The following is an 11,934-nucleotide window of genomic DNA, read 5'->3' as shown; positions in this document are numbered from 1 at the left end:
CCCCGCCCCGGCGCGGCCCGCTCCCGCGCCTCCCGCCGCCCCCGCGCCCCCCAGGGCGGCCGTACCCGTGGTGCCGCGCGTCCTACCCTCCCTGCCCACTCCCGCCACGGGCGCGGGCACGGACGTGTGCGCGCTCGGCGAGGGGTACGGCGGCTGGCGTCCCGGCAGCGCCGAGGCCCGCATCTGCCGTGATGTGTACGGGCGTTGACGGGCCGACCCGCGCCGCGTCTCCCCCGCTCCCCCGCTCACCCGCTCACCCCTCCTCTGCCAAGAGCCTCCGCTCGAGGCGGTCGACAGCCGCCCGCACACCATCCCCGTAGCCGTCGTCCCCCAACGCGTCGAACGCCGCCCGCGCCCGCGTCAGATGGGTGCGCGCGGCGCCCGGGCGGCGCAGTTTCAGGTAGTCGGCGGCGAGGTTGAGATGGAGCGAGGGGTAGAACCCGCGCACCGCGACCGAGGAGTCGTGCCGGGCCACCCGCTCGTCGGTCAGCCCGTCGGCGGCGGCCAGCGCCCTCAGGTCCCAGGCCAGTTCGTCACCGGCGTCGTCCTGCGTGTCCGCCATGTAGTGCGCGAGCGTGCAGCGGTGGAACGGGTCCCCGTCCTCACCGACCTCCGCCCACAGCTCACCGAGGCGGTTGCGCGCCTCCTCGCGGTCGCCGGCGTGGAGAAGCATGACCGCCTGCCCGATCCGGACCATCGTGGCGTCCTCGGACATCTCCTGCTGCTCCATCGCCGTGTTCTCCTGTCGCCCGCACACGCCCGGCCAATACCGACGGTCCCGACGCTAGACCCCGCCACTGACAATCGGGCTCAGGCTCGGGCTGCGCCCTGGTACCGCTGAGCCAGGCCGGTGACCGTGCGGGCCACCTCCGCGCGCAGTTCCGGCGGGCCCAGCACCTCGATCTCCAGCCCCAGCCGCAGCAGGTCCCCCAGCGCCACGGGCAGCGCCTCGACGCGCAGTACGGTCTCGGCCCACCCCTCCTCGTCCGGCGGCCCCGCGGCCCGCACCGCCTCCGCACCGGCCGCCCCGCACTGCACGGGCAGCAGCCTCATGCCGCGCGGGGACACCCGCAGCCGGGCCTCGCCGCGCAGCACCCCGGCCTCCATCCGGCGCGAGCTCTCCTGCCAGTACGCCGCCAAGTCGAACCCGGCCGGCCGCTCGAAGGGATCCTCCAGCGTCTCCACGGCGAGCATCCGCGACACCCGGTAGGTACGGACCGACTCCCCCGCGCTCGCCACGAGGTACCAGTTGCCGCCCTTGAGCACGACGCCCAGCGGCCCCAGTCCGCGGTGCACGTCGCCGCGCCAGCTCCGGTAGTGGACGCGCAGCATCCGCTGCCGCCAGACCGCCCCGGCGACCTCCGCGAGGTACGGCGTGGGGTCGGCGTCACGGAACCAGGCGGGGGCGTCGAGGTGGAACCTCTCCTGCACGCGCCGGGTGCGCTCGCCCAGACCGTCGGGCAGCGCGGCCCCCAGCTTGAGCCGCGCCGTCGCCAGGTCGGCCGCCAGGCCCAGCTCCGCCGCCGCCCCGGGCATGCCGGTGAAGTGCAGTGATTCGGCCTCGTCGCCCGTCAGGCCGGTCAGCCGGGTGCGGTAGCCGTCCATCAGACGGTAGCCGCCGGCCGGACCGCGGTCGGCGTACACCGGCACTCCGGACGCTCCGAGCGCCTCGACGTCCCGGTAGACGGTACGGACGGAGACGTCCAGCTCGAGGGCCAGTTCGGGCGCGGTCATCCGGCCGCGGTTCTGCAGCAGGAGGAGCAGGGAGAGCAGTCGGTCGGCGCGCACGGGCCAAGTCTGCCCCCGTACCTGACAGAAGGTGGCAGGTACGGACGGGAGGCTGGTTCCCGGGAGCGCGAGGAGTCTCGCGCCGGACTCCCGGATCTTGAGAGGAACCTCCATGTCCGTACAGACGCAGGCCACCGGAAGCTTCACCTTCACCGGCTGGGAGGAGCACCCGGTCGCCGGGGCGCAGGAGGGCCCCGGGCTGGCCCGCGCCTGCGTCACCAACGCGTTCACCGGGGTCATCGAGGCCGCCGCGACCTCGTGCGCGTACTCCATCGCGTACGTGACCGGGAAGACCGGTGTCTTCACCGGTTACGAGCTGATCAGCGGCTCGGTGGCCGGCCGCGAGGGGACGTTCGCCGTCGAGGAGCGGGGCGCCTTCGGCGACGACGGCTCGGTCCGCTGCACCTTCGAGGTGGTGCCGGGCTCGGGCACCGGCGGGCTCGCCGGGCTGAGCGGGACGGGCGGCTTCACCGCGCACCACGGCGAACCGGCCGTCCCGTACACCTTCGCCTACGTCCTGGGATGACCGGGCCGGTCAGCCCAGGTTCGGCAGGGTCCAGTCGACGGGCTGGTGGCCCTGGGCGGCGACCGCCTCGTTGATCTGCGTGAAGGGGCGGGACCCGAAGAACTTCTTCGCCGACAGCGGCGAGGGGTGCGCGCCCTTCACCACCGCGTGCCGCTCCTCGTCGATCAGCGGAAGCTTCTTCTGCGCGTAGTTGCCCCAGAGCACGAAGACCGCCGGGTCGGGCCGCGAGGCCACGGCGCGGATCACCGCGTCCGTGAACTTCTCCCACCCCTTGCCCTTGTGGGAGTTGGCCTCGCCGGCCCGCACGGTCAGCACGGCGTTGAGCAGCAGGACGCCCTGCTCCGCCCACGGCATCAGATATCCGTTGTCCGGGACCGGGGTGCCCAGCTCCGCGTTCATCTCCTTGTAGATGTTCCGCAGGGACGGCGGCACCCTGACACCCGGCCGCACCGAGAAGCACAGGCCGTGGCCCTGCCCCTCGCCGTGGTAGGGGTCCTGTCCGAGGATCAGGACCTTCACCCGGTCGTACGGCGTGGCGTCCAGGGCGGCGAAGACCTCTTCGCGCGGCGGGTAGACCGGCCCGTTCTCCCGCTCCTTCTCGACGAACTCGGTGAGCTCCTTGAAATAGGGCTTCTGCAGCTCGTCTCCGAGGACGCCGCGCCAGGACTCGGGCAGCATGTCGGTGTCGGTCACGTCAACAACCTCCGGTAAGCGATCAGCTCTTCACCGGAGAACCTACCCGCGGCCACTGACAGCGGCCGCTACCAGCTGGTCTTCCTGTGCAGCTGCCACACCTGCATGATCGTCTGCGGGTCCAGCGCCCGTTCGGCGCCCGCGATGTCGTCGGAGGCGCCGACGTACAGCTTGCCCTGCCACAGCGGCAGCAGGCGGACGTCCTTGAGCAGGATCTCCTGGGCGCGCCCGAACTGCTCGCCCACCGCGGCGCGGTCGCTCTCCTGCCGCGTCTTCGGCAGCAGGCTGGCCGTGATCTCGGGCGTCTCGTACGGCGTACCGACGGCGTTTTCCTCGCCGACGAAGGGAGCGACGAAGTTGTCCGGGTCCGGGAAGTCGGGGGACCAGCCGCGGCCGAAGACCGGGAACTCGCCCTTCTGATAACCCTTCTGGAACGTGTTCCAGGGACGGTGCTTGAGCGTGATCCGGAACAGTCCGGACGCGTCCAGCTGCCGCTTCAGCTCGGCGAACTCCAGTGCGGTGGCCGATCCGTACCGGTCGGAGGTGTACCAGAAGGTGAGCGGGACGGGCTCGGTGATGCCCGCCTCGGCCAGTATGTTCCGCGCCTTCGGCGCGCTCGGCTCGCCGTAGGTGTCGAAGAAACTGGTCGCGTGGCCCGCGACACCGTTCGGAATCATCGAGTAGAGGGGTTCCGCGGTGCCCTTGTAGACCTTCTCGACGAGAGCGCCCCGGTCGATCACCTGGGCGACGGCCCGGCGGACCGCCGGGTTGCGTGCGGCCGGGTCCTTGGGGTTGAACACCAGGTAGCGGATCTCGGCGCCGACGGCCTCGACGACCTGGAGCTCCTTCTCCTTCGGCTGGTCCTGCAGGTCGATGACCTGCTCCGCGGTCAGACCGCGGAACGTCGCGTCGATCTCCTTCTTCTTCAGCGCCTCCACCATCACGGCGGAGTCCTTGAAGTAGCGGATCGTGACGGCATCGTTCTTGAGCTCGGCGAACCCGTCGTACTTCGGGTTCCTCACCAGTTCGGCCGTCTTGTCCGGCTTGTACGACGCGAGGGTGTACGGACCCGAACCGGTCAGTCCGTTGTCCTCGCGGAGCTTGCTCTTCGGGTAGTCCGCGGGGCTCACGAGGGACATCGCGGGCGTCGCGAGAACGAACGGGAAGGTGGCGTCCGGCTTGTTGAGGTGGAAACTGATCTTCCGGTCGCCGCTCGTCTCGACCCTGTCCAGGCTGCTCAGGAGCCCGCTGGGGCCGCCCTTCACGCCGATCGCGGAAATGCGGTCGATCGAGTGCTTCACGGCCGCGGCGTCGAGCTCGGTCCCGTCGGAGAAGACGAGGCCCTCGCGGAGCGTGCAGCTGTACACCTTGTTCGAGCCGTCCGTGAAGGAGCACTTCTCGGCGGCGTCGGGCTCCGGTGCGGAGCTGCCCACGGGGTAGCTGACCAGCGTCTGGAAGACGTTCCGGTACAGCTCCCAGGAGCCGTCCCACGCACCGGCCGGATCGAGCGTGCTGGGCGTGCTCGTCGTACCGACGGCGAGCTTCTGCTCCGTATCGGACTGATCACCGGACAACATCCCGCATCCGGTCAGCAGGGATATGGACGCAAGGGCTGCAACGGGCTGCAGACGTCTGGTCCGGTTGAACACGTGCACGCTCCTCGATCAGCCATGGGTCGGCAGACCATACCGCAGCGCCCTGCCGGGTCAACGGGCAGACCTGGCAGGGCACTTGTGAACAATCCAGAGTAAAAGCGGAGTAAAGCGACTCAGCCGACGCCGGCGTTCAGGAAGATCCCGCCGTCGACCACCAGAGTCTGTCCCGTGACCCAGTCCGACTGGTCCGAGGTGAGGAAGGCGGCAGCTCCCCCGATGTCCTCGGGGACACCGAGCCGTCCCAGCGGGTACGCCGCGGCGGCCTCCGCCTCGCGGCCCTCGTAGAGCGCCTGGGCGAACTGGGTCTTCACCACGGCGGGCGCGATCGCGTTGACCCGTACGGTCGGCGCGAACTCGTGCGCCAGCTGGAGGGTCAGGTTGACCATGGCCGCCTTGCTCATGCCGTACGCGCCGATGAAGGGCGAGGCGGAGATGCCGGCGACCGAGGCGATGTTGACGATCGCCCCGCCGTTCTCCTTCTGCCACGCCTTCCAGGTCTGCTGCGCGAACCCGAGCGCGGAGACCACGTTGGTCTCGTAGACCTTGCGGACGACGCCCAGGTCCAGCTCGGCGATCGGCCCGAAGACCGGATTCGTGCCGGCGTTGTTGATCAGGAAGTCGACCCGCCCGAACGCCTCCATGGCGCGCTCGACCGCGATCGCCTGGTGCGCCTCGTCGTGGGCCTTGCCCGCGACGCCGATCACCCGGTCCGCGCCGAGCCTCTCCACGGCCTCCTTGAGCGCGTCCTCGCCGCGCCCGGTGATGCACACCCGGTCGCCGCGGGCGACGAGCGCCTCGGCGACGCCGTAACCGATGCCGCGGCTCGCGCCCGTGATGAGCGCGACCTTCCCGCTGTCCCGTACCTCTGCCCCAGCAGCCATGTTCCTCAGTCCCTCCTCGGTTGAGCGGCGACAGTCGAGCGGCGTCAGTTGAGCGGGCCGCCGGCGACGTACATGACCTGGCCGGAGACGAAGCCGGCGGCCTCGCCCGTGAAGAAGGCGATGGCGTTGGCGATGTCGTCCGGCGTGCCGACGCGCTGCACCGGGATCTGGGTGGCGGCCGCGGCCTGGAACTCCTCGAAGTCCATGCCCACGCGGGCGGCGGTCTGCGCGGTCATCTCGGTGACGATGAAGCCGGGCGCGACGGCGTTGGCCGTGATGCCGAACTTGCCGAGTTCCTTGGCGAGGGTCTTGGTGAAGCCCTGCAGACCGGCCTTGACGGCGGAGTAGTTCGCCTGGCCCCGGTTGCCGAGCGCCGAGGAGCTGGAGAGGCTGACGATACGTCCGAACTTGGCGTCCACCATGTGCTTCTGACACGCCTTGGCCATCAGGAACGCGCCCTTGAGGTGCACGTTCACCACGGTGTCCCAGTCGGACTCGCTCATCTTGAAGAGCAGGTTGTCGCGCAGGACGCCCGCGTTGTTCACGAGGATCGTCGGCGCACCGAGCTCGGTGACGACACGCGCGACGGCGGCCTCGACCTGGGCGCCGTCGGAGACGTCACAGCCGACGGCGAGGGCGGTGCCGCCCGCCGCGGTGATCTTCTCGACGGTGTCCTTGCACGCGGCCTCGTCGAGGTCGAGTACGGCGACGGCGCGGCCCTCTGCCGCCAGTCGGACCGCGGTGGCGGCGCCAATGCCGCGCGCCGCCCCGGTCACGATCGCGACGCGCTGCTCGGTGGTGGACATGCTGGTTCTCCTCGCCCTCGGGTGCGGCCGCTCGGCCAGGTCGACCGAGAGTGAGTTCCCGATCACTGAGCAACCGCTTAGTAGCTTCAGCAGACGTGACGCTAGAAGCGATGGCACGCGGTGTCAACGGTCCGAGGAGCGACCGGCGGAATCAGTAGCGCGGATCACCGCACCAGCAGGTCGAGCAGACGCCCGACCTCGGCCTCCGGATCGGCCGTCAGCCCCGTGTGCACGGGGCCGGGCTGTACGACGGTGCTGCGCGGCGCGATCAGCCAGCGAAAGCGTCGCCCCGCGTCGTCGCCCGCCGCCTGCCCGGCCCCTTCCCCGCCTCCGCAGACGCCTTCCACGGCGCGCAGGGCGGCCCGTACGCCCGCCACGTCGGCGCCGGGATCCAGCGCCTTCAGCTTGGCCTCGTCCAGGTGGGTCCTGGCGGCGACGAAGGATTTGGCGCGGCAGTAGACGAGCACGCCCGCGTTGAACATTTCGCCGCGCTCCACGCGCGGCACGACGCGCACCAGCGCGTATTCGAAGACGTTTCGCTCGGTGCTCACTTGCCGCCGTCCTTCTCGGGCCGCTCGGCCTGCTTGTCCTGCCCCGCCTGCTCGCCCTGCTCGCCCTGCTCGTCCCGACCGGACGCGTGCGGCTGCGGCGCCAGGCGGTCCGCCAGCCAGCCGGGAGCCTGCGACGGCCTGTCCCTGGTCGGCGCGCCGAGGGTGATCCGGTCGTGGATCGTCGCGGCGCGCGGCAGCAGCGCGTCGACGTACGCGCGGCGGAGCGCCTCGGTGCTCTCGAAACCGGGCTCGTCGACCAGCCATTCGGCCGGCACCTCGGCGGCGACCTCGGTCAGCAGTTCCTCGGTGACCAGCGGCGCGAGCTCGGCGGCAGCGGCCGCGACGTCGGGACCGAAGGGCGCGAGGACGTGGTCCGAGGCGTTGTACGGCTTCGCGGACGCGCTCCGGGCGGTCGGCCAGTTGTGCTGCCAGATCATGGTGGCGCCGTGGTCGATGAGCCAGAGGTCCCCGTGCCAGACGAGCATGTTGGGGTTGCGCCAGGAGCGGTCGACGTTGTTGATCAGCGCGTCGAACCACACCACCCGGCCCGCCTCGGCCGGATCCACCTCGTACGCGAGCGGGTCGAAGCCGATCGAGCCGGGCAGGTAGTCCATTCCGAGGTTCAGCCCGCCGCTCGCCTTGAGCAGTTCCTGGACCTCCTGGTCCGGTTCGGCCAGACCGATGACCGGGTCGAGCTGGATGGTGACCAATTCGGGGACGCGCAGCCCGAGCCTGCGGGCCAGTTCCCCGCAGACGACTTCGGCGACCAGGGTCTTGCGGCCCTGCCCCGCGCCGGTGAATTTCATGACGTACGTACCCAAATCGTCGGCCTCGACGATCCCCGGGAGCGAGCCGCCCTCACGCAGGGGCGTGACGTAACGGGTCGCGGTGACTTCTGTCAGCATTTTCCCAGGCTATCGGGGCGCTGAGCTTCACGATCCACGGAGCGGGCAGATGACCGCGCGGTTCCGGCAGGGGCGGCCCGCGCGACCGGAAGATCACCCGACCGGGCACCACGCCCCTCGCCCCTGTCCGTACCTCTGTGTCTCGGCCTCTACGACCGGAGTAGCCGGGCGATGGCCTGGGAGGCTTCGCCGATCTTGGCCGGCGCCTGGTCCCCGCCCTGCACGATGGCCTCGGTGACGCAGCAGTCGAGGTGCTCGCCGAGCGGGGCCACGGCGCAGGACCGGAGTGCGGTGTCGGCCGCGGATACCTGGGTGAGGGCGTCGACGCAGTACGTGTCCTGCTCGGGCATCCGCCGGAGCCCGCGCACCTGTCCTTCGACGCGGGGCAGCCGTCTGACGATGTCGTCCTCGCTCTGTCCGCAACCGGCCGCCGGGGGCTCCTCAGCCGGTGGCGGCTTTGAAACCGCGCAGGCGCAGGGAGTTGCCGACGACGAAGACGGACGAGAAGGCCATGGCCGCGCCGGCGATCATCGGGTTGAGCAGGCCCGCCGCGGCCAGCGGCAGGGCGGCCACGTTGTAGGCGAAGGCCCAGAAGAGGTTCGAGCGGATGGTGCGGAGTGTCCTGCGGGAGAGGCGGATGGCGTCGGCGGCGGCGAGCAGGTCTCCTCGTACGAGGGTGAGGTCGCCGGCTTCGATGGCGGCGTCGGTTCCGGTGCCCATGGCCAGGCCGAGGTCGGCCTGGGCGAGGGCGGCGGCGTCGTTGACGCCGTCGCCGACCATGGCCACGCTGCGGCCCCGGTCCTGGAGCTTCTTGACGACGTCGACCTTGTCCTCGGGCATGACCTCGGCGATCACTTCGTCGATGCCGACCTCGCGGGCGACGGTTTCGGCCACGGCCCGGTTGTCGCCGGTGAGCAGGATCGGGGTGAGCCCCAGGGCCCGCAGCCGGCGGACGGCTTCCGGGCTGGTGTCCTTGACCGCGTCGGCGACCTCCAGCACGGCGCGGGCCTCGCCGTCCCAGGCCACCGCGATCGCGGTACGTCCGGCCGCCTCGGCCGCCGCCTTGGCCCGCTCCAGTGCGACGGGAAGGGTCATGGCCCACTCGGTGAGCAGCTGGGTGCGGCCGACGAGGACCGCGTGCCCGTCGACGACGCCCTGGACGCCGAGTCCGGGTGCGTTCGCGAAGTCCTCGGGCGTGGGGAGGGTGCCGACGCGCTCGGCGGCCGCGGTGGCCACCGCCCGGGCGACGGGGTGCTCGGAGGCATGCTCCAGGGCGCCCGCCAGGCGCAGTACCTCGGCCTCGGTGGTGGTGGGGGCGGTGTGGACGGCGAGCAGGGTCATCTTGCCGGTGGTGACGGTGCCGGTCTTGTCGAGGACGATCGTGTCGACCTTGCGGGTGGTCTCCAGGACTTCCGGGCCCTTGATCAGGATCCCGAGCTGGGCGCCGCGGCCGGTACCGACCATCAGAGCGGTCGGCGTGGCCAGGCCCAGCGCGCAGGGGCAGGCGATGATCAGGACGGCCACGGCGGCGGTGAACGCGGCGGTCAGGCCGGAGCCGTTGCCGAGCCAGAAACCGAGCGTGCCCAGCGCCAGGGCGATGACGACCGGGACGAAGACGGCGGAGATCTTGTCGGCCAGGCGCTGGGCGGCGGCCTTGCCGTTCTGGGCGTCCTCCACCAGCCTGGCCATCCGGGCGAGCTGGGTGTCGGTGCCGACGCGGGTGGCCTCGACGACCAGGCGGCCCCCGGCGTTGAGGGTGGCGCCGGTGACGACATCACCCGCGCCGACCTCGACCGGCACCGACTCGCCGGTGAGCATCGCGGCGTCGACGGCGGAGGTGCCCTCGACGACCGTGCCGTCGGTCGCGATCTTCTCACCCGGGCGGACCAGGAAACGGTCCCCGACCCGCAGGTCCGCCGTGGCGATCAGGTGTTCACGGCCGTCACGCAGGACGGTGACCTCCTTCGCGCCGAGTTCGAGGAGGGCCCTGAGGGCGGCGCCCGCCTTGCGCTTGGAGCGGGCCTCGAAGTAACGCCCGGCCAGGATGAAGGCGGTGACACCGGCCGCCGCCTCCAGGTAGATGTTCCCGGCGCCGTCGCTGCGCGAGATGGTCAGCTCGAAGGGATGGGTCATGCCGGGGGTGCCGGCCGTCCCGAAGAACAGCGCCCACAGCGACCACAGGAACGCCGCCGACGTGCCGACCGAGATCAGCGTGTCCATCGTCGCCGCGCCGTGCCGGGCATTGGTCCACGCGGCGCGGTGGAAGGGCCGGGCGGCGTACGTGACGACCGGAGCGGCCAGCGTCAGCGAAAGCCACTGCCAGAACTCGATCTGCAGCGCGGGGACCATCGCCATCGCGATGACCGGCACGGCAAGAACCGTCGCGGTGACCAGTCGCTGACGCAGCGGCCGCAGCTCCTCGTCCGCCGCCGGTGCCTCTCCGGCGCCGGGTTCCCCGGCCGCCCGTACCGGGACCGGCTCCTTCGCCGTGTAGCCGGTGGCCTCCACCGTCGCGATCAGGTCATGTACGGAGACGCCGTCGCCCCGGTAGGTGACCTTCGCCTTCCCGGTGGCGTAGTTCACGGTGGCCTCGACACCGTCCATCCTGTTCAGCTTCTTCTCGATACGCGCCGCGCACGAGGCGCAGGTCATGCCGCCGATGGCGAGTTCGACCTCGGCGCCGGTGGTGGCCGTGGTGGTGGTCACGTCTGCTCCTCGGGGTGGTGGATGGGGGCCGGGCGCGGCCGATGAAGTCGTATCCGGCCTCGTCGGCCTTCTGCGCGATCAGAGCGTCGTCGGGTTCGGCGGTGGCCGCTGCGGATCCCGTCGATCGCGCAGACGGTCGCGTACGTCGACATGACGACCTCCTCCGAAGAACCTTCATACCCCCTAGGGGTATCTTCGATGGGTTCATGTATACCCCCCTCCCCCATGCGGCGCAAGCGCCGGACCAAGGTTGACTACATACCCCTAGGGGGTATCGTGAAATGCATAAGCCGCTCTCATCGCGGCCCGTACACCCAAGGAGACCGCCATGAACACGGGCCTGAAGATCACTGCCTTCGCCGCCGCGCTCGCCGCGACGTTCGGTACCGCGTACGGCGTGGGCAAGGGCGTCGATCCCGTCGTCGGCGACGAACAGCCCGCGGCGCACGACGCGCACGAGAAGGAGAAGGAAGCCACCGAAGGCGGCGGGCACGGTGAGCACCGGACCGCGCCGGCCGGTGGCCTGCAGATCTCGGAGGGCGGCTACACCCTCGCCCTCGAAACCCCCCGGGTCGCCGCCGGCGACCGCACGAAGCTCCGCTTCTCCATCCAGGACGAGAACGGCCGGAAGGTCACCGCGTACGAGCGCGAACACGGCAAGGAGCTGCACTTCATCGTCGCCTCGCGCGACCTGACCGTCTACCGCCATCTCCACCCGACGCGCGCCGCGGACGGCACCTGGAGCACGTCCGCCGGCCTGCCCGCGGCCGGCGGCTACCGGGCCTTCGCCGACTTCAAGCCCGCGAAGAAGGGCGCTGCGGGAGTGACGCTCGGCGCCGACCTCGCCGTCTCCGGCGAGTACGCTCCCGCTCCCCTGCCCGCTCCCGCCACCACCGCCGAGGTCGACGGATACGAGGTCACCCTCACCGGCGGACTGCGCCCCGGAAGGAGCGGTGAGCTTCAGCTGAACGTCGCCAAGGACGGCAGGCCGGTCACCGACCTCCAGCCCTACCTCGGCGCGTACGGCCACCTCGTCGCCCTGCGCTCCGGCGACCTCGCCCATCTCCACGTCCACCCCAACGGCGAACCCGGCGACGGCACCACCCAGCCCGGCCCGGAGGTCTCCTTCACGGCGACAGCGCCGAGCGCGGGGACGTACCGGCTCTTCCTCGACTTCCAGCACGAGGGCGAAGTCCGCACCGCCGCCTTCACCGTCGAGGCCGGGAAGGGGAAGGGTGCCGGGGACCCCGAGCCGGCCGCCGACCAGCACGAGCAGGAACCGCCGGGCCACAGGCATTGAGCCGGTCACGCGGTCCCGGCCCACCGGCCGTGCCGCCCGGAGATGCGCGCAGGCCCGAGACCCCCGGCCGGACACCCGCTTCGAGGCCGAGTCGGAGTTCCCGTGCCGGTCCGGGGCACTGCG

Annotated in this window: 12 protein-coding genes and 1 pseudogene; 3 read left to right on the top strand and 10 right to left on the bottom strand. The window is 71.3% G+C overall.

What is annotated here, in order from left to right:
* A pseudogene (locus tag ABD374_RS33760) lies at positions 1-208 on the top strand (hypothetical protein); the annotation flags it as partial.
* 45 nt (positions 209-253) lie between these two features.
* Here ABD374_RS33760 and ABD374_RS33755 read toward each other — a convergent pair.
* Complete coding sequence (locus ABD374_RS33755) at positions 254-730, bottom strand: hypothetical protein (protein WP_344500829.1); 477 nt, start codon at positions 728-730, stop codon at positions 254-256.
* Between the two features lie 80 nt (positions 731-810).
* Entirely contained in the window at positions 811-1,788 is a 978-nt protein-coding gene (locus tag ABD374_RS33750; RefSeq protein WP_344500827.1) for a helix-turn-helix transcriptional regulator, read from the bottom strand.
* Positions 1,789-1,900: 112 nt separating this feature from the next.
* Here ABD374_RS33750 and ABD374_RS33745 point away from each other — a divergent pair, with 112 nt between their 5' ends.
* On the top strand, positions 1,901-2,314 hold the full coding sequence (locus tag ABD374_RS33745; protein ID WP_344500825.1) for a DUF3224 domain-containing protein: 414 nt from the start codon (positions 1,901-1,903) through the stop codon (positions 2,312-2,314).
* Between the two features lie 9 nt (positions 2,315-2,323).
* Here the strand turns inward: ABD374_RS33745 and ung are convergent, their stop codons facing one another.
* The 8 genes from ung to ABD374_RS33705 all read right to left on the bottom strand — a co-directional run bounded on the left by ung (position 2,324) and on the right by ABD374_RS33705 (position 10,511).
* Entirely contained in the window at positions 2,324-3,007 is a 684-nt protein-coding gene (gene ung, locus ABD374_RS33740) for a uracil-DNA glycosylase (RefSeq protein ID WP_344500823.1), read from the bottom strand.
* A 68-nt stretch (positions 3,008-3,075) separates the two neighbouring features.
* Complete coding sequence (locus tag ABD374_RS33735; RefSeq protein WP_425577424.1) at positions 3,076-4,656, bottom strand: ABC transporter substrate-binding protein; 1,581 nt, start codon at positions 4,654-4,656, stop codon at positions 3,076-3,078.
* Positions 4,657-4,775: 119 nt separating this feature from the next.
* The gene (locus ABD374_RS33730) at positions 4,776-5,543 is read right to left on the bottom strand and encodes an SDR family oxidoreductase (protein ID WP_344500819.1); all 768 of its coding nucleotides are present in this window, start codon (positions 5,541-5,543) and stop codon (positions 4,776-4,778) included.
* Positions 5,544-5,587: 44 nt separating this feature from the next.
* On the bottom strand, positions 5,588-6,349 hold the full coding sequence (gene fabG, locus ABD374_RS33725) for a 3-oxoacyl-ACP reductase FabG (RefSeq protein WP_344500817.1): 762 nt from the start codon (positions 6,347-6,349) through the stop codon (positions 5,588-5,590).
* A 164-nt stretch (positions 6,350-6,513) separates the two neighbouring features.
* The gene (locus tag ABD374_RS33720; protein WP_344500815.1) at positions 6,514-6,900 is read right to left on the bottom strand and encodes a DUF3037 domain-containing protein; all 387 of its coding nucleotides are present in this window, start codon (positions 6,898-6,900) and stop codon (positions 6,514-6,516) included.
* On the bottom strand, positions 6,897-7,805 hold the full coding sequence (locus ABD374_RS33715; RefSeq protein WP_344500813.1) for a HipA family kinase: 909 nt from the start codon (positions 7,803-7,805) through the stop codon (positions 6,897-6,899). Before ABD374_RS33715 ends, ABD374_RS33720 begins: the two co-directional genes overlap by 4 nt.
* A gap of 149 nt (positions 7,806-7,954) precedes the next feature.
* On the bottom strand, positions 7,955-8,206 hold the full coding sequence (locus ABD374_RS33710; protein WP_344500833.1) for a metal-sensitive transcriptional regulator: 252 nt from the start codon (positions 8,204-8,206) through the stop codon (positions 7,955-7,957).
* A 40-nt stretch (positions 8,207-8,246) separates the two neighbouring features.
* A complete protein-coding gene (locus ABD374_RS33705; protein ID WP_344500811.1) occupies positions 8,247-10,511 on the bottom strand; it encodes a heavy metal translocating P-type ATPase in 2,265 nt (754 codons plus the stop codon).
* A gap of 328 nt (positions 10,512-10,839) precedes the next feature.
* Between ABD374_RS33705 and ABD374_RS33700 the strand changes: the two genes are divergently transcribed.
* Positions 10,840-11,811: a hypothetical protein gene (locus ABD374_RS33700; protein WP_344500809.1), complete on the top strand. Its 972-nt coding sequence runs from the start codon at positions 10,840-10,842 to the stop codon at positions 11,809-11,811.
* Positions 11,812-11,934: the final 123 nt, after the last annotated feature.

This window comes from Streptomyces enissocaesilis (assembly GCF_039533765.1).
Taxonomy (GTDB): Bacteria; Actinomycetota; Actinomycetes; order Streptomycetales; family Streptomycetaceae; genus Streptomyces; species Streptomyces enissocaesilis.
This window is presented reverse-complemented; position numbering and strand designations above follow the sequence as displayed.